This is a genomic window from Flavobacterium sp. AG291 (assembly GCF_003350375.1).
In the GTDB taxonomy this organism is placed as follows: Bacteria; Bacteroidota; Bacteroidia; order Flavobacteriales; family Flavobacteriaceae; genus Flavobacterium; species Flavobacterium suzhouense.
Genome location: NZ_QQAR01000001.1, coordinates 163,002 through 181,029 on the forward strand (window position 1 = coordinate 163,002; position 18,028 = coordinate 181,029).

Genomic DNA, 18,028 nt, shown 5'->3' on the forward strand with positions numbered 1-18,028 from the left:
ACAAAAAAATGGCGGTTTTATCAAAAATTAGGCAGCGTTCATTAATTCTGATACTGGTTATAGGCTTTTGCTTACTGGCTTTTATAATAGGTGATATTATAAATAGCGGTGGTTTTGGCGTTACCAGAAATGTAGGAAGTGTTAATGGTAAAGATATTCCTGTTCAGGATTTTCTGCAAAAAGTAAATGATGTTCAGGCAAGACAGCAGGGTATAAGCCCTACTCAGGCAGCAAACGCTGTTTGGAGCCAGGAAGTTGATAACATTCTTTTTGAAGAAAGATTTGAAAAAGCCGGTCTTAGAGTAGGTAAAGATCATATCTTTAATGTATATGCTCAGGATCCTCAGGTTGCTCAAAATCCGCAATTCCAAAATGCATTAGGGAAATTTGATAAGGCTAAATTCAACGAATTCCTTGTTAATATGAAAACTACAAACCCTGCTCAATGGCAAATGATTGAGAAGAATAAAGGTCTTGTAGAAAATGCAGCAAAAAAACAACTTTACCTTACTATGGTAAAAGCAGCTTTCTTTGCTACAGATGTTGATGGTAAAGCTAAATATGCAGCGGAAACTGATAAAGCTTCATTTGATTATGTGTTTGTTCCTTATAGCAGCATCAATGATGATCAGGTTAAAGTTTCTGATGAGGAGCTTGTAGCTTATATGAAGAAAAACGAAAAGAAATACAAATCAGAGGCTTCTCGTGACCTTGAGTTTGTATTGATTGAAAATAAGCCTTCTCAGGAAGATGAAGCTGAGATGAAAAAGGAGATCAACTCTTTACTTCTGCCTAAAGTAGAGTATAACGAAACTACTAAAGCTAATGATACTGTGCCTGGATTTGCAAGTGTTGCAAACAATGAAGAGTTTGTAAACAAATATTCAGACATAAAGTATGATACTACTTATGTAACTAAAAAACAACTTCCGGTTGAGTTTGCTGAGCAAATTTATAACTTAGGAAAAGGTCATGTGTTTGGTCCTTACATCGACAACGGTTACTACAAGCTGACTAAGATGATCAACAAAAAAGGAAATGCTTCTGCTAAAGCTAGCCACATTCTTGTAGCTTTCAAAGGTGGTGCTGCTCCGGATCCGTCAATAACAAGAACTAAAGAAGAAGCTAAAGCTAAAGCTGATGACCTTTTAAAACAGGTTAACGCTAACCCTGGAAACTTTGCTATGCTTGCTATGACTAATACTGATGATCCTGGTTCTAAACAAACAGGTGGTGAGTATGATAATATTATGCCAAACCAAATGGTTAAGCCATTCAATGATTTCGTATTCAATAATCCTGTTGGAACTACTGGTGTTGTTGAGACAGATTTTGGTTACCACGTAATCAAAGTAACCGGTAAAAACGAAGCAGTTCAGCTTGCTACTGTTGCTCAGAAAATTGAGCCTTCTGAAGCTACAACTGATGCTATCTTTACTAAAGCTTCAAAAATGGAAATGGAAGCTGAAGAGAAACCATTTGCTGATCTTGCAAAAAGCTTAAGCCTTACAGTAACTCCGGCTAATAAAGTTATGGCTAACGACGAGAACATTCAGGGAATCGGGAGCCAGAGAGGTATTGTTAAATGGGCTTATTCTAATGATACTAAAGTGGGTGATGTTAAGAAGTTTGATATCCCTCAGGGACACGTAATCGTTAGACTAAAAACTATCAATGAAAAAGGTGTGCTTCCTATCGAAGAAGCTAAAATATCAGTTCTTCCAATCGTTCGTAATGAGAAGAAAGCTGAATTGATCAGAAAGAAAATGGAAGGTACAAGTGTTGAAGCTGTAGCTCAAAAAACAGGTTCTACAGTTGCGAGTGCTGTTGATGTAACTCTTGCTAATCCTACAATTGCTAATGTAGGTTCAGAACCAAAAGTTGTTGGTAAAGCATTTGGTCTTTCAGCAGGTAAAACATCGGGACTTATTAATGGTCAGCTTGGAGTGTTCATGGTAAGAACAAAAACAATTGCAAAAGCTCCGGCCCTTCCTAATTATACTGCTTTCACTTCAAGGCTTAATGGTGAAGCAAGACAACAAGTTCAGGGAAGACTATCTAATGCACTTAAAGATAACGCTGATATCGAAGATAACAGATCGGAATTTAACTAGTCCATCGTTATTTGTCATATAAAAAAAACCGGCTCTAAGCCGGTTTTTTTTATATGTTATAATTTTAAGTGTTATATAATATTTTGCGAGGTTAATTTTTTGTTATTTTTCTTTTTAAGAGTTTTTTTTTAGATCAGTGGGGTTAACTTTGCTTAATATGATAATCTCATAATTTAATTATTAAAAGCACCGGACATGCTAAAACGTATTAATAAGGTAAGGAAAATTATTATGATAGGGCTTACTAAAAATGTTGGTAAATCCAGTATTAATACGAAATCAGGTGAGAAGATAAAACGAATACTTATAAGCAGGCCTAATCACAGATTAGGGAATTTGTTGCTTATAACTCCACTTTTACAGGAAATTCATAATGCCGTCCCGGGATGTAAAGTCGATCTTTTTGTGAAGGGGGGGCTTGCTCCAATTCTTTTTGAAAATTATGAAAATGTATGCAGGATAATCAAGCTGCCTAAAAAGCCTTTTAAAGAGCTTTTTAAATATATGAATGTATGGGTGAAATTGAGGAAGCATCGTTATGATATGGTGATAAACCTTGATAAGGATTCATCTTCAGGGAGATTGTCTACACAGTTTGCAAGCGCGTCTAATAAAGTGTTTGGTGAGAACATAGAAGAGCTTCAGATGCAATTCAGGGATTATGTTCATATGGGTAAAAGGCCTGTGTATTTATTTCGTTATTACATGCAGATGTTGGGTTGTGACAGAATGCAGCAACCCATTCCTAATCTTGATATAAAACTAACGGCTGAAGAACTTTTTGAGGGTAAAAAAACACTTGAAAAGATTGTATCACCCGAGAAAAAAACTATTTCAATCTTTACTTACGCAACCGGTAGTAAATGTTACGACGAGACCTGGTGGGATACATACTACAATAAGTTACTTAAAGCATTTCCTGAGTACAATATTGTCGAAGTGTTGCCGGTGGAAAATATTTCTAAAATAGGATTTAAAGCGCCTTCTTTCTACAGCAAAGATGTAAGGGAGATTGCAGCTGTAATAGCCAACACTGCTATATTTATTGGTGCTGATAGTGGTATTATGCATCTTGCAGCTTCTTCGCAGGCGCCTGTAGTAGGATTGTTTTCAGTAACCAAACCTGAAAAATATGAACCTTATGGAAACGGTAGTATAGCTATTGATACCAATAAGGTGGATTTCGATGAGAATATTGCTAAGGTTAAAAAGATACTTAGTGGTCAGCAATCTGAATCATTGCAATACGCTTAATCTTTGTTTATAATCATGTCTTTATAAGGGATTACAGTTTCAAATCCCTTTGATTTAAAATAGGTTTCCGGATTTTCATTGGCTGCGGCCAATATAAAATCACCACCCCATGCGCCAAGACTTTTTAACGTTCCATTAAAATCAGGGAACCGATCCTCTTTTACGGTTTTAAGTTCTAAAACGTTACTAAGTAACTTAGAGTGCATGTCAAGCAATTCGCAAAAGCGATTAAAATCTTCTGTTTTGTACGCTTCTTCGATAATGGTGTTCACCTCATTGATTAGTGCCGGGATTTCAACTGTCTTTTCTTTATAACGTATAACTGAAGAGCGAGTGTTTTCCTTTTTATTAAGGTACACAAAATATAATTTGTCTAAAAAAGCAGGATTGAAACTGATGGTCCTAACCATTGGATTTCCTTCTGTTATCTGATAGATGATAGGAGTGTTATGCTGTGCGCAGGCGATGTCGTAACCGCTCCCTCCAAAACTATGCTTTAAAAGTTCGAATGCATCAATCTCAAACCATTGGGCTATATTATTGATGAGTGTCGAAGAACTGCCAAGTCCCCAGTTTCTTGGAAATGTCAGACGCGATGTTGTTTTGTAGCCCGACCCTAAAGTTAAAACTGCGGGGTTTGCTTTATGGGCATGGTGCAGTATGTCAATGAGTGTGTCGGTTAAGGTACTACCGGTTCTTCTGTTTTCGTGAATGGTCTGATAGCTTAATGATACTTTAAACCATGACTTTCCATTGGCGTCGAAACTTTCCCATTTCAATATATTGGCATCATAGTCTTCAATGTCCAGATACTGTCCGTAAACTGTTGGTACGGCAAAAGCTTCAGAGCCATCAATGACAGTGTATTCCCCTATAAGGAACAGTTTTCCGTTACTGTAAAAAGTCTTCTTCAATTCGATCAGGATTTGTTGCGCGTAATTCGGTTATGTAATCGGCTACAGCAGAATGGCTTACTGTGTTTTTTTCAAAATGTTTTACAGCCTTCTTTTTTTCATGGTCATTGGCGCCAAGCTGATTCAGTATGTTCATCAGGTGCATTTTCATGTGTCCCTGCTGTATTCCGGTGGTGGTGAGTGAACGTAATGCTGCAAAGTTTTGTGCCAAACCGGCAACAGCAACGATTTGCATAAGTTCGGCTGCCGAAGGCTTGCCGAGAAGTTCGTGGCAGAATTTTACAAGCGGATGTAAAGTGGTAAGTCCACCAACGGTACCTAATGCCAATGGGATCTCAAGCCAGAACGTAAATATTCCGTTTTCAATTTTTGCATGAGAAAGGCTGCTGTATTGTCCGTTTTTAGAGGCATAGGCGTGTACTCCCGCTTCTACGGCTCTGAAGTCGTTTCCTGTCGCTACAATTACGGCATCAATGCCGTTCATAATGCCTTTATTATGGGTAACCGCACGGAAAGGTTCAATTTCTGCAATCTTAACGGCCGTAAGGAACTTTTCTGCAAATTCTTTTGAGCTAACGCTGGCGTCTTCATGCAGTTCTTCTATAGGGCATGAAACTTCAGCTCTGACAATACAATCAGGAACATAATTGGAGAGTATGCTCATAATTACCTGTATGTGTTTTTCCTCTTCGGAAAATGCTTCATAATTAAATGCTTCTTCTTTTACTATTTTAGAGAAACGTTCCAGGCATGAATTGATGAAGTTAGCTCCCATGCTGTCTTTGGTTTCAAAAGTCGCATGAAGCTGATAATAATTGGCAAGTTCACTGGTTTTATCTCTTAATTCGATATCGAGAATACCGCCGCCACGAGCCTGCATATTTTTAGTAAGGTCTTGTGAGCCTTCAAAGAATTTAGGTTTTATGTCATTGAAAAAAGCTGAAAGCTTTTCAAAACTTCCGTTGAAAAGAAAGTGTACCTGACCGATTTTTTCGGTGTTGAGTACAGTAGCTTTAAATCCGCCGCGTTTTGCCCAGAATTTAGCAGCTTTAGAAGCGGCAGCAACAACCGAACTTTCTTCAACTGCCATCGGGATTGTGTAATTTTTGCCGTTAATGACAAAATTTGGTGCAATTCCGAGAGGCAGGTAAAAATTGGTTATGGTGTTTTCAATAAACTCATCGTGTAATTTCTGGAGTGATTCGTTTGAGTTCCAGTAATTTTTTAGCAGTGAAATGGCTTCTTCCGGTTTAGAAAAATATTCTTCAGCGATCCATTCAATTTTTTTTTCTTTGGTCATTTTTGAGAAACCTGCAATTGCTTTGCTCATTTTCAGTTGCTTATAATAATAGTGTAGTGCAAAGATACACTTTACTAAACGGATTTGCTAAAATTATTCTTTTAACAAAAATGCAATAAAAATGCATTTAACAAAAAAAAGGACTCATTATTCATAAAAAATTACTAAAATTGGAAGTTTTTTACCGTACGCGAAATGAAATATATTAAAAGGTCACTTTTCTTATTTATACTGGCAGTTATGCCGGTTGCTGCACAGCAAAAATTAACTCTCGAACAAATATGGGGAGGCGCTTTCAGGGCGCAGTATATGGATGATCTTCAGGCTATGAAGAAAGCCAATCAGTATACTGTGCTGAATTTGAACAGGGCTACGCAAAGCAACGCTGTTGATCTGTATGATTTTGCTACACTGGATAAGGTTAATACCCTTATTGACTCTAAAAATTTCACTCAGTTAGAAAACGGAATTGACAGTTATACTTTTAGTGCCGATGAGAAGAAATTGCTCATTGCTACAAATTCGGAACAGATATTCAGACATTCATTTGTGGCCGACTTCTATATTTTTGATATTGTTTCGAAAACGTTATCTAAAGTAGCTGAAGGTAAAATCCAGGAGCCAACATTCTCAGCTGATAATTCTAAAGTAGCTTATGCTTTCCAGAATAATCTTTATGTTTATGATGTTGCTTCAAAAAAGGCTTCTCAGGTCACTACTGATGGAAAAAAGAACGCGATCATTAATGGTATAACCGACTGGGTATATGAAGAGGAGTTTGCTTTTGTTAGGGCTTATGACTGGAATGCGTCAGGGGATAAGATCGCTTATATCCGTTTTGATGAGACTGATGTTCCGGAATTTTCAATGGATGTTTATGGAGCAAGCCTTTATCCTACACAGGATGTTTTCAAATATCCAAAAGCAGGCGAGAAGAATGCAATAGTGTCATTACATATATATGATGTTAACGCAGGTACAACTAAAAAGATAAACCTTGGTAATTATAATGATTTCTATATTCCGCGTATAAAGTGGACAAACGATGCCCAAACTCTAAGTGTTCAGGTAATCAACAGACATCAGAATAATCTTGACCTGATTTTTGTTGATGCTAACAGCGGAACTCCTAAAGTTGTACTTAACGAAAAAGACAAAGCTTATGTAGATATTACAGATAACCTGACTTTCCTTAACGATAACAGCTTTATCTGGACAAGCGAAAAGGATGGTTACAACCATATTTATCATTATGCAAAAACAGGTAAGCTTATCACCCAAATCACCAAGGGAGCATGGGAAATGACAGCCTACTATGGTTTTGATGATAAAACAGGAAACATTTTCTACCAGTCTACTGAAAATGGATCAATTAACCGTGATGTGTACAGGATAAATCTGAACGGTAAAAATAAAGTAAGGCTTACACCTAATACAGGTACTAATTCGGCAACCTTCAGTCCGAATTTCGAATACTTCATAAATACTTTTTCAAGTTCATCAGTTCCAACAACATTTACGCTTCACAGCGCAAAAGATGGTAAAAAGGTAAAAGATATCCTTAATAATGATGCGCTTAAAAGCAAACTTGCCGATTTCAACCTTCCGGTAAAAGAATTCATGGTGCTTAAAACTGAAAAAGGGCAGGAGCTGAATGCATGGATGATAAAACCGAAAGATTTTGATCCGAACAAAAAATACCCTGTGTTTATGTATCAGTACAGCGGCCCGGGTTCTCAGCAGGTGAACAACGACTGGAACGGTTATGACGATTACTGGTTTATGATGCTGGCACAGCAAGGCTACATTGTTGCGTGTGTTGATGGCCGAGGCACAGGATTTAAAGGTGCTGAATTCAAAAAAGTAACCTATAAAGAACTTGGTAAATATGAAGTGGAAGACCAGATTGATGCTGCAAGAACTATAGGTAAATATAGTTATGTTGATGCATCACGTATCGGTATCTTTGGATGGAGCTATGGAGGTTTTATGTCTTCTAACTGTATCTTAAAAGGAAACGATGTATTTAAAATGGCTATCGCTGTAGCTCCGGTAACCAACTGGAGATTCTACGATTCGGTTTATACCGAAAGATATATGCAAACGCCACAGGAGAATGCGTCGGGTTATGACGATAATTCACCAATTAACCATGTAAGCAAGCTAAAAGGTTCTTATTTATTGATACATGGTTCGGCTGATGACAATGTCCATGTGCAAAATACCATGAGAATGGTTGAGGCACTTGTTCAGGCTAACAAGCAGTTTGACTGGGCTATTTACCCAGATAAAAACCACGGTATTTATGGTGGTAAGACGAGGCTTCAGCTGTATACTAAAATGACCAATTTTATCAAAGAAAAACTATAAAACAAGCATATTATGAGTGAAACTACTACACAAAAAGGGCATCCTAAAGGACTCTGGTTTTTATTCGGCACAGAAATGTGGGAACGTTTTGGCTATTACCTTATGTTGGGGATTTTTGCCCTGTATATGCTTGATGGCTGGAACAATGGAGGTATGGGCTTTGATGCACACACCAAATCCGATATTTACGGAACATATTTAGGACTTGTATATCTTACCCCTTTTATTGGTGGTTTGCTTGCTGACAGGGTACTGGGCTACAGAAGATCGATCATTATGGGAGGTCTTATGATGGCTGCAGGATATTTCCTTTTGTCAATTCATGATATCACGACTTTCTTTGCCGGTTTAGGCCTTATCATTTTAGGTAATGGTTTCTTTAAACCAAACATCTCTACATTGGTAGGTAACCTTTATAGCAGCGATGAACTTAAGCATAAAAAAGATTCAGGTTATAACATCTTTTATATGGGTATTAACGTAGGTGCATTCGTGTGTAACTTCGTTGCTGCTTATATGAGAATTAACTTCGGTTGGAACTTTGCTTTCATTGCAGCAGGTGTAGGTATGTTAATTGGGGTTGTTATTTTCCTTAGCGGAACAAAACATATCAAACATGTTGATGTTATTAAGCCACTTCAGGAAGGTGATATGCCTACGGGAAAAATATTAGGTTCTACGATTTTACCAATGTTTGTATTTGGTATTCTTGGGTATCTGATTCCTGATAATTTATTAGGTTCAGATACTAATGATGCTTTCATACTTGGTTGTGTACCTGTAATTGCTTTCTTCATTTACCTTTGGTTTAAATCTTCAGGATTAGAAAAAAGAGCTATTGCTGCACTTCTTGCAGTGTTCTCTTGTGTAATATTATTCTTTGCGATTTTCCATCAGAATGGTGACGCACTTACCGTTTGGGCTGAAGATTATACAGACAGGGAAATGCCTGAAAGTGTAGCTACAGTATTTAATAAAGTAGATATGGCGCAAACTGTTGAGAATAATGATATTGTTGCTCTTGATGAGCCTGCGTTTAAAGCTAAGATTGAAGAGTTAAGAGCTGCAAACAACGCTATGCCTGAAGCTACTGAAACTGAAATGGCTGCTAAAAAAGCCAGTGCTAAAGAAATTGCTAAACTGGAATCATCGAGAAAATATTTTAGCAATCTTGCGGCAGAAAAAGTGCCTGCTAAAGGAAAAGACCTGAAATTATATTCGACTGAGCTTTATCAGTCAATCAATCCTTTTTGGGTAATTGTGCTTACACCTGTACTTGTGGGTATTTGGACTGCGCTTAGAAAAAAAGGAAAAGAGCCAAGCACGCCTACAAAAATTGCATTAGGTCTTTTAATCACTGCATTATCGGCTTTGGTAATGGTAGGCGCGGTATATGCTACTAACGACCTTACTATGAAAGCGGGAAGCTGGTGGTTATTGGCTTCTTACGGTGTTATCACTTTAGGAGAACTTTGCCTTTCGCCAATGGGGCTTTCATTGGTTTCTAAACTAAGCCCGCCAAGGATTACTGCGCTTATGATGGGCGGTTTCTTCCTTGCTATATCAGTAGGTAATAAACTGGCAGGTATGCTTTCTAGCCTTTGGGAAGATATGGAACAGAAAGAAAACTTCTTCTTCCTTAACTTTGCGCTGGTGCTTGTTGCCGCATTATTATTATTCCTGATGCTGAAGTGGCTTAACAGGGTAATGAAAGAAAACAATGTATTTTAATTAAATTCTACATAACTATATTTTTAAAATGGCAGAAAACACTGTAAATAACGGACACCCAAAAGGATTATACGTTTTGTTTGTCACTGAAATGTGGGAACGCTTCAGTTATTACGGGATGAGAGCATTATTCATCCTTTTCATGACCAAAGCATTATTATTTGACAAGGCATTAGGCTCACAGATATACGGTAGCTATACAGGTCTTGTTTATCTTACTCCGCTTATTGGAGGATACGTTGCTGACAGGTATTGGGGTAACAGAAAGTCCATTATTGTTGGGGGTATCATTATGGCTATTGGTCAGTTCTTTATGTTCCTTTCGGGCAGCTTTTATGAAGAAGTTGGTTTTGCCAGCATTATGATGTATACAGGTTTAGGATTCCTTATTTTTGGTAACGGATTCTTTAAGCCGAATATTTCTACGATGGTAGGTCAGTTATATCCGGTAGGAGACAAGAGAGTGGATTCTGCTTTCACGATTTTCTATATGGGTATTAACCTTGGGGCATTCATAGCACCACTTTTATGTGGTTTCTTTGGAGATACAGGAAATCCTGCTGATTTTAAATGGGGATTCCTTTTAGCTTGTATGGGTATGATACTGAGTGTTATACTTTTCGTGCTTCTAAAAAATAAATATATTGTTACTCCTGACGGACAGCAGATTGGTGCAGCGCCAAATAAATCGAGAGAAGAGAAAACAGATGAGCCTGCAGCTCCTGTATCTATGAAAACTCTTGTAATATGGGCAGCTATTTGGGTAGTACTTTTAGGAGCATTTTATTTTGCTCTTGATAAAGACGTTATTGGAGCCTTCATTTTCTCGCTTACTATTGCCGCTCCGGGGTATATTATTTCTGATCCAGGACTAACAAAAGTTGAGAAACAAAGAATTTGGGTTATCTATATCGTGGCATTCTTTGTTATTTTCTTCTGGTCTGCATTTGAACAGGCTGGTGCATCACTTACTTATTTTGCAGAAGAGCAAACAAACAGAGAAGCTTTTGGAACTACTATTCCTGCATCATACTTCCAGTCGGTTAATGCCATCGCAATTGTAGTTTTTGCTCCAATTTTCGTTTGGTTGTGGGGTGTTCTTGGTAAAAAGAACATGGAGCCTGCTTCACCATACAAACAGGCGATTGGATTATTTCTTCTTGCTTTAGGATACCTTGTAATTGCTTTTGGAGTAAAAGGTCTTGAGCCTGGAGTCAAAGTGAGCATGATGTGGTTATTAAGCTTATATACAATCCATACACTTGGGGAACTTTGTCTTTCGCCTATTGGACTTTCAATGGTTAATAAGCTTGCTCCGGTTAAGTTTGCTTCACTTCTAATGGGAGTTTGGTTTTTAAGTACTGCGGCAGCAAATAAATTTGCAGGTACTTTAAGTGGTCTTTATCCTGAGGCAGTAGTTGCGGTTTCTGATGTTGAGACTATAGAAAAAGATAAAACACTTCAGCTTTTCCCTGAAGGATTTAACAAAGCGGGTGCTCCTGAAGTAAGCGGACAAAAAGTTATTCCGTTTGAAAGAGTTAATCTTGCATCAATTACTGATCAGACTGTAAAAGAAGATGTTATCAAACAACTTTATTCTAAACAGGTTGAGAATGTTAAGAAGTTTATGGGCTTCTCTATAGCTAACCTATACGACTTTTTCATGTTGTTTGTGGTTATGGCGGGAGTTGCTTCTGTTATCCTGTTTGTGCTAAGTAAAAAACTCATGGATATGATGCACGGTGTTCGATAATTTCGGCACTGTTTTTGAAATCTGACGTTTAAACCTTATACAATATGAAAAGAATACTTTTAGCGCTGTTTATTACGCTTGGAACTTTTGCGGTACAGGCACAGGAAATAAAATGGATGAGCATTGACGAGGCGCTTGCGGCCCAGAAGAAAAAGGCAAAGCCTATTTTTATGGACGTGTATACCGACTGGTGCGGACCTTGTAAAATGCTTGATAAGAATACTTTCCATGATCCGGAAGTAGTAAAATTTATCAGTGAGAATTATTATGCTGTAAAGTTTAATGCTGAAAGTAATACTGAGGTTAACTTTAAAGGAAAAAAATACACTAACCCACAGTATAACCCTGATCGTAAAGGCAGGAATGCCCAGCATCAATTTGCAGCTACGCTAAATCTTGAAGGCTACCCTTCCATGGTGGTTTTTGACAAGAAAGGCGAAATTAATAATACGATTGTAGGTTATCATACGCCGGCGCAGTTGCTTGAAGCACTTAAAGCGAACTAAGTTTTTTTAATACTATAAAAATCCTTTCCGTTTTCGGGAAGGATTTTTTATTTCCGTATTGTTTCTTTTGTTATTTTAGTTCCTCTATTATTACGACTTAATTATGAAAAAAATATTCCTTACCCTTCTGGTAACTTTTAGCATGATGGCTGTTCAGGCTCAGGAAGCAGAATGGCATACCGATCTTAATAAAGCAATGGCTGTTTCGCAAAAATCAAAGAAACCCCTGTTTTTGTTTTTTACAGGCAGTGACTGGTGTGGCTGGTGCATGAAGCTGCAGAAAGAAGTTTTTAAAACACCTGAGTTTACTAAATGGGCGAAAGAAAATGTGGTTCTGGTAGAACTGGACTTCCCGAAAAGAACCCCTCAGGATGATGCTATCAAACAGCAAAATGCACAGCTTGGAAGTTTCTTTCAGGTAAGGGGATATCCAACTGTATGGATTACGGATATATCGAAAACCAAAGAGGGCAAGATACAATTTGCTCCACGTGGCAGCAGCGGTTATGTGGCCGGCGGTCCATCGGCATGGATAGAAGGAGCCAATAAAATTATGGCTAACAAAACCTAAGATTATTTTAAACTATAGTATCCCTTTTCGGCAGTTGCATGAAAAGGGATTTTTTGTTTTATGCAGGTTTGTTTCCAACGTTTAATGTAGCTTTTGTAATTAGTAGCATCTGCAATAATTTCTTTTGGTTGCAAATCATTTATGGCTCTTTCCAGATTGATTTTTGGTGAGCCCGAAAGGATTATAATCTCAGGCTTCAGGTTCGGAAGATACGTGTTGAAACTATCGATAATTAGTATTTTCTTTTGGTTGAACCATACTACATTTTGCAATGGCTTTTGCTCAATTTTAGTAGTGAAGCCTGCTCGTGAATACGCTTTTATAGCAGCATTGCTCAAAGCTGTACTGTCATTGCTCAGTACTGTTAGTTGTTTACTGCTTTTAAGGGTTATGGTTGTGCTTTTACGATTGTTGAATACGATGAATTCTTCATCTTGTTTATGTTTCCATAGCGTAATACTGTAAGTGCCCTGGAATATTAAAATTGTAAACAGCAAAGCAATAGTGTTTCGGTAATTTTTTTTGTAAAGCCAGAAGCAAAAAAAAGCGATTACTATATATAAGAGTAATGTCAGCAACAGAGTAAAGGAGATTTCTTTTATGACAAAGCTTTCGAAAGAAGCAATCCAATTTATAAAGCTATTCATTGCTATTACAAGAAGTTCTAAGGCTTTTCCCGCTATAAGAGCAGCATCTGTCCATATAAAGTTCAATAGTACTACAAAAAGCCCTAAAATCAGGATTATGTTAGAGAGGGGAATGACGATTATGTTAGCAACAAGAAATAACAAAGGGAATTGGTTGAAGTAATACAGGCTGAGTGGAAATACTCCAATTTGGGCTGCTAAAGAGACCGAGATAATATCGGTAATATAACTAATGGGTTTATGTTTTGATAGACTAAACTTTCTATAATAGGGCTCGAGCCATATAATAGCAAACACTGCAAGGTAGCTTAACTGAAAACCGGCATCGAAAATAAAGTAAGGATTTGCTACCAGTAAAATGAGCATCGAAATGAATACTGAATTGTAAATGTTTGTATCCCTGTTAAGGTATTGCCCAAGGCTTATTATGGTAAACATTACAACCGAACGCATAACTGAGGCCGATAAACCTGTAATAAAGGCAAAGCCCCAGATGATTATTATAATAGATAAGAATCGCAAGATTCTACCATGTTTTTTAAACCGGTTAAAAGGTTTAAAAAATATAGTGAGCAAATAAAACAGGACTGAAAAATGCAATCCCGATATGGCAAGTATATGGAGTACACCTGCATTTTTATAGGCATTGTTGGTTGTGCTATCCATGTCCTGCCTTTGACCGAGTAATAAGGCATTCAGTGTGTTTTGTACTTGAGGGCTGTAATGATGGATTTTAAAGCTGTTGATGAGCCTTTCCCTGAAATTACCCAGGTGGTAGTTAAAGTTTTTAATGGTTCCCGTACTGATAAAGTTGTCCTTAAGTTTTAACTGATGAAAGACACCCTGCTTTTCCATGTAGGATGCATAGTTAAACTGATCTGGATTCAGAGGCTTCGAAAGGGGAGGGGGGTTATCGGCAATTATAAAACTGTCCCCGGGATGTGGGTAATTGTTTTGAGTGCTGTCTCTCACAACTGTAAGGAGTATTTTTCCGTTTACGGGATTTTGATTGACCGAGGTGATTTCAAAATAATAACGCTCCTGATAATCATTAGGTTTTAGGCGTTCAGAAACATATCCTCTTATTATCGGATTGTCTGAATGTATAAAATGCGTGTAATGTAGTTTATGATTTGGTGGAAAGTGAACAGACTGTATTGAAACGCCAAAACAAAAGGAAAAAAATAGAACAGCAACGCTGAAATGAATTGTAGGTATAAATGTTCTTTTTGAAAGCAAAAAAGACACAATCAATAACGTTAGGGCTGCAATGACAATTAAAAAAGCAATATTTTGAGCTAAGCCAAAGTAATGTCCGGCAATAATGCCTAGCGCTAAAAAAATGGTGATGATGCCAATGGGGTATTTCAATACAGCGGGCAATTTCTGCCTATTGAAACCGGAATACATTATAAATGCTATTCTTCGATATACCTTCCGGCCTTAACAAAAGTTCTTGAATGGTAATTCTCATTCATTGATGAGATGATAACTCCTGAACTTGTAGAAGAGTGGATAAACAATACTTCGCCTTCAGGCGTAACTTCTGTTACGATACCTACATGATTGATTGTTTTTCTGTTATGGTTGTTTCTGAAGAAAAGCAGGTCGCCTTTCTTAACTTCTGAAAGTTTTACTTCATTTGTAGCCTTTACCATTTCATTAGAGCTTCTTGGTAAGGTGATATCAAATATCTTAAATGTAGCATATACCATACCTGAACAATCCATACCTGCTTTAGTGGTTCCTCCGCCTCTGTAGCGAACACCTTTAAATTCTGCAATGGCATTTGTAGCTATTTGTTGGCCAAGGTAGCTGTCAACATCAGGTTCTATATAGTCAGTATCTTCGTCTGTATCGTTTATAACGATTGTTTTCTTTGAGGCAGGATTTTTTTTGATAGCCGGTGCTTCCATTTTGCCCGGATTCATAACCATATCCTTTTTTGCTACAGGCTCATAAGCAATTACATCACTGTTTTTTAGTGTCGCAACTTCTTTCACAACAGCCTGTTTGTCTATTGCAGGCTTAGAAGCTTCAGCTGCTTTTTGTTTTTCGGTATACGAATAAACGCCTTTCTTTTGAGCTTCTTTTTTTGTGGTGATTATTTGCGCTGTTGATGTAGTAGTTATCAACAGGAACAAAAACAGGGATATGGATAGGATGTTTTTCAAATCTTTTATTTTATCAAATTTCAGTCGGTTTTGACAAATATAGAAAAATAATTTTAAACCAATTTTTAGAGTTTATGTTAAAGATTTTATAATAAGCGCCGCTGTTTTATTGCTGGCTCCTTCGCCTCCTAATTTTTCTTCCAGTAAATCGTACTGTTTCAGAAGGTTTTCGCGATGTTCGGGTGTTAAAATCTTTTGTAGTTCGGTTCTGATGTTTTTAGTGTTAAAATCTCCTTGAATTAATTCCTTAACAATTTCTTTATCTAAGATCAGGTTGACAAGCGAGATGTATTTAAGGGTAATGATGCGTTTCGCAATTTGGTACGATATCCAGTTTCCTTTATAGCATACAACTTCAGGAACTTTAAATAGGGCCGTTTCCAGAGTAGCTGTTCCCGACGTTACCAAAGCTGCATGAGCTATGCTAAGTAGGTCGTATGTTCTGTTTGAAATAAATTTAATATTGCTTTTTCCTAAGAACTGCTGATAAAATGAATATTCCTGAGATGGTGCGCCAGCAATTACAAATTGGTAATCCGGGAAGTCATTTACTACCGACAGCATTCCTTCGAGCATTTTTGAAATTTCCTGCTTACGACTACCGGGTAACAGGGCGATTACAGGTCTGTCATCAAGGTCGAATTCTTTTCTAAAGGCTAAGGCATCAGTTTGTGGGCGGTTATGAATCGCATCAATAAGCGGATGGCCAACAAAATCTACAGCGAAATTGTGTTTCTTTTCGTAGAAATCCTTCTCAAAAGGCAGTATGATATACATATGGTCTACATCACGCTTAATAGCTTTGATACGGCTTTCTTTCCACGCCCATATTTGCGGAGAAATATAATAGTGGGTTTTGAAACCTTCTTTTTTAGCCCAGTCGGCAATACGCATATTAAATCCGGGATAATCAATAAATATGATAGCATCGGGACTAAAATCTTTAATGTCCTGTTTGCAGAATTTTATATTGTTAAGGATGGTTTTCAGGTTCTGAACCACTTCGGCAAATCCCATAAAAGCAAGATCGCGATAGTGTTTAACTAATGTGCCGCCAACTTTCTGCATCAGGTCACCGCCCCAAAAATGTATTTCTGCATTAGGATCCTGCTTAAAAAGTTCTTTCATCAGGTTAGATCCATGTAGGTCGCCCGATGCTTCTCCTGCTATTATGTAGTATTTCATGCCTGTTATTTGTTTGGCAACAAAGGTAAATTATTTTGATACATTTAAAGTCTCCCACTTTTCTTTAGGGATCTCGTATATGAAATTCAAGCGATCCGGTTCACCAAAATAGGCAACTTCCTGTTCTCTAATTTTCTCAGCACCTATACGGCTAATCGCTATCTGCGAACGCACATTGTTTGCACCAATATGAAAATAAACTTTTGATACAAATTGGAAGATATAATCCAGCATCAGTGCTTTTACTGCTTTGTTGATTCCGGTGCCCCAGCTTGAGGTTGCGTAAAATGTATATCCGATAAGTATGGAATCATTTTCTTTATCGTAATCATAAAAGCGGGTGCTACCTATAGTTTTGCCTGAGGCTTTGTTTGTAATTTTAAAAGCTCCTTTACTTTGCATCGCGCCTTCAAAAAATGTTTGAAACACTTCTTTTTGCCAACGGTCTTTATTAGGATGCTGTTCCCATATTTGAGGGTCGGATGCTACCGCATACAAATCTTCAAAATCATTTTCCTTCAGAGGGTATAAAATAACCTGTTCGTTTTCTAATACAGGCTGAAGTTTTATGCTCATTATTAATCGTTCAGGTTCCAGCTGTTAAGCGATTGCATTGCATGGTGAGCGGTAAGGTCAAACTGTACCGGAACTATAGAGATGTAGCCGTGTGCCAGTGCCCATTCATCGGTATCTTCGCCATGGTCAAGGTTAACAAATTTTCCGGTAAGCCAGTAATAATCTTTGCCCATTGGAGTCTGGCGTTTATCAAAACGTTCCTGCCACATGGCTTTGGCCTGGCGGCATATTTTTATGCCTTTTATCTCGTCTTCTTTTAATTTAGGAAAGTTAACATTAAGGATAACGCCTTCAGGAAGTCCGTTTTCCAGTACTTCTTCAGTGATTTTTTTAATAGATGCTTTTATGGGTTCAAAATCGGCATCCCAATTGTAATCCAGTAGAGAGAATCCAATAGCAGGAATGCCTTCGATACCTGCTTCAACCGCCGCACTCATGGTTCCGGAATAAATTACGTTTATAGAAGAGTTGGAGCCGTGATTTACACCTGATACGCACAGGTCGGGTTTGCGTTTAAGTATTTCGCTAACGGCAAATTTAACGCAGTCTACCGGAGTGCCACTGCAACTGTATTCGAGTTCTACATCCGGATCAATATCGATTTTATTAATGGACAAGGTGTTGTTAATTGTTATTGCATGTCCTGTTGCCGACTGAGGACTGTCAGGTGCGACAACTACCACATCGCCAAGCTCTTTCATTACACTGATTAATGCCCTTATTCCCGGGGCGGTAATGCCATCGTCATTGGTAACGAGTATTAGTGGTTTTTTCTTCATGGGTGTAGAAAAATCAAAATAAGTATTGTACTTTTACGTTTAGCTAAAGTACATAATTTTTTAGGAGCTGTTGTTAACTGCGCAGATTGATAAGAAAAAATTAGGTAAGATGTATTTTGGCACACTTTTTAATGTGTTTGATAATACTATGAAA

The 18,028-nt window shown here is 37.6% G+C and carries 14 protein-coding genes; 7 read left to right on the forward strand and 7 right to left on the reverse strand.

What is annotated here, in order from left to right; all coding sequences use genetic code 11:
- The first annotated feature begins 8 nt into the window (after positions 1 to 8).
- A complete protein-coding gene (locus DEU42_RS00775; RefSeq protein WP_114756371.1) occupies positions 9 to 2,114 on the forward strand; it encodes a peptidylprolyl isomerase in 2,106 nt (701 codons plus the stop codon).
- A gap of 195 nt (positions 2,115 to 2,309) precedes the next feature.
- Positions 2,310 to 3,368, forward strand: a complete 1,059-nt coding sequence (locus DEU42_RS00780) for a glycosyltransferase family 9 protein (protein WP_114756372.1) — start codon at positions 2,310 to 2,312, stop codon at positions 3,366 to 3,368.
- Here DEU42_RS00780 and DEU42_RS00785 read toward each other — a convergent pair.
- On the reverse strand, positions 3,365 to 4,282 hold the full coding sequence (locus DEU42_RS00785) for a GYDIA family GHMP kinase (RefSeq protein ID WP_114756373.1): 918 nt from the start codon (positions 4,280 to 4,282) through the stop codon (positions 3,365 to 3,367). The two genes, DEU42_RS00780 and DEU42_RS00785, sit on opposite strands and share 4 nt — an antisense overlap.
- A complete protein-coding gene (locus DEU42_RS00790; protein WP_114756374.1) occupies positions 4,260 to 5,612 on the reverse strand; it encodes a hydroxymethylglutaryl-CoA reductase, degradative in 1,353 nt (450 codons plus the stop codon). The genes DEU42_RS00785 and DEU42_RS00790 overlap by 23 nt, the downstream gene beginning before the upstream one ends.
- A gap of 165 nt (positions 5,613 to 5,777) precedes the next feature.
- On the opposite strand from DEU42_RS00790, the gene DEU42_RS00795 reads away from it, so the two are divergent.
- From DEU42_RS00795 to DEU42_RS00815, 5 genes are all read left to right on the forward strand, one after another.
- On the forward strand, positions 5,778 to 7,952 hold the full coding sequence (locus tag DEU42_RS00795) for a S9 family peptidase (RefSeq protein WP_114756375.1): 2,175 nt from the start codon (positions 5,778 to 5,780) through the stop codon (positions 7,950 to 7,952).
- A gap of 12 nt (positions 7,953 to 7,964) precedes the next feature.
- Positions 7,965 to 9,683, forward strand: coding sequence for a peptide MFS transporter (locus DEU42_RS00800; protein ID WP_114756376.1), 1,719 nt, complete (start codon positions 7,965 to 7,967; stop codon positions 9,681 to 9,683).
- 28 nt (positions 9,684 to 9,711) lie between these two features.
- Complete coding sequence (locus tag DEU42_RS00805) at positions 9,712 to 11,436, forward strand: peptide MFS transporter (RefSeq protein WP_114756377.1); 1,725 nt, start codon at positions 9,712 to 9,714, stop codon at positions 11,434 to 11,436.
- Between the two features lie 44 nt (positions 11,437 to 11,480).
- Complete coding sequence (locus DEU42_RS00810; protein WP_114756378.1) at positions 11,481 to 11,942, forward strand: thioredoxin family protein; 462 nt, start codon at positions 11,481 to 11,483, stop codon at positions 11,940 to 11,942.
- Positions 11,943 to 12,045: 103 nt separating this feature from the next.
- The gene (locus DEU42_RS00815) at positions 12,046 to 12,513 is read left to right on the forward strand and encodes a thioredoxin family protein (protein ID WP_114756379.1); all 468 of its coding nucleotides are present in this window, start codon (positions 12,046 to 12,048) and stop codon (positions 12,511 to 12,513) included.
- 2 nt (positions 12,514 to 12,515) lie between these two features.
- On the opposite strand, the gene DEU42_RS00820 is transcribed toward DEU42_RS00815, so the two are convergent.
- From DEU42_RS00820 to surE, 5 genes are all read right to left on the reverse strand, one after another.
- Positions 12,516 to 14,531 (reverse strand): ComEC/Rec2 family competence protein, encoded by a 2,016-nt coding sequence (locus DEU42_RS00820; protein WP_158537836.1) that lies wholly within the window; start codon positions 14,529 to 14,531, stop codon positions 12,516 to 12,518.
- A 47-nt stretch (positions 14,532 to 14,578) separates the two neighbouring features.
- On the reverse strand, positions 14,579 to 15,334 hold the full coding sequence (locus tag DEU42_RS00825; RefSeq protein ID WP_147278032.1) for a C40 family peptidase: 756 nt from the start codon (positions 15,332 to 15,334) through the stop codon (positions 14,579 to 14,581).
- A 72-nt stretch (positions 15,335 to 15,406) separates the two neighbouring features.
- On the reverse strand, positions 15,407 to 16,519 hold the full coding sequence (lpxB, locus tag DEU42_RS00830) for a lipid-A-disaccharide synthase (protein WP_114756382.1): 1,113 nt from the start codon (positions 16,517 to 16,519) through the stop codon (positions 15,407 to 15,409).
- A 30-nt stretch (positions 16,520 to 16,549) separates the two neighbouring features.
- On the reverse strand, positions 16,550 to 17,095 hold the full coding sequence (locus DEU42_RS00835) for a GNAT family N-acetyltransferase (protein ID WP_114756383.1): 546 nt from the start codon (positions 17,093 to 17,095) through the stop codon (positions 16,550 to 16,552).
- 2 nt (positions 17,096 to 17,097) lie between these two features.
- Complete coding sequence (gene surE / locus DEU42_RS00840) at positions 17,098 to 17,874, reverse strand: 5'/3'-nucleotidase SurE (protein ID WP_114756384.1); 777 nt, start codon at positions 17,872 to 17,874, stop codon at positions 17,098 to 17,100.
- Between the last annotated feature and the right edge of the window lie 154 nt (positions 17,875 to 18,028).

Bases quoted from the DNA above. Each gene is read 5' to 3' on its own strand.
- DEU42_RS00775 (WP_114756371.1), top strand. From the start codon at position 9: ATGGCGGTTTTATCAAAAATTAGGCAGCGTTCATTAATTCTGATACTG.
- DEU42_RS00780 (WP_114756372.1), top strand. From the start codon at position 2,310: ATGCTAAAACGTATTAATAAGGTAAGGAAAATTATTATGATAGGGCTT.
- DEU42_RS00790 (WP_114756374.1), bottom strand. From the start codon at position 5,612: ATGAGCAAAGCAATTGCAGGTTTCTCAAAAATGACCAAAGAAAAAAAA.
- DEU42_RS00795 (WP_114756375.1), top strand. From the start codon at position 5,778: ATGAAATATATTAAAAGGTCACTTTTCTTATTTATACTGGCAGTTATG.
- DEU42_RS00800 (WP_114756376.1), top strand. From the start codon at position 7,965: ATGAGTGAAACTACTACACAAAAAGGGCATCCTAAAGGACTCTGGTTT.
- DEU42_RS00805 (WP_114756377.1), top strand. From the start codon at position 9,712: ATGGCAGAAAACACTGTAAATAACGGACACCCAAAAGGATTATACGTT.
- DEU42_RS00810 (WP_114756378.1), top strand. From the start codon at position 11,481: ATGAAAAGAATACTTTTAGCGCTGTTTATTACGCTTGGAACTTTTGCG.
- DEU42_RS00815 (WP_114756379.1), top strand. From the start codon at position 12,046: ATGAAAAAAATATTCCTTACCCTTCTGGTAACTTTTAGCATGATGGCT.
- lpxB (WP_114756382.1), bottom strand. From the start codon at position 16,519: ATGAAATACTACATAATAGCAGGAGAAGCATCGGGCGACCTACATGGA.
- DEU42_RS00835 (WP_114756383.1), bottom strand. From the start codon at position 17,095: ATGAGCATAAAACTTCAGCCTGTATTAGAAAACGAACAGGTTATTTTA.
- surE (WP_114756384.1), bottom strand. From the start codon at position 17,874: ATGAAGAAAAAACCACTAATACTCGTTACCAATGACGATGGCATTACC.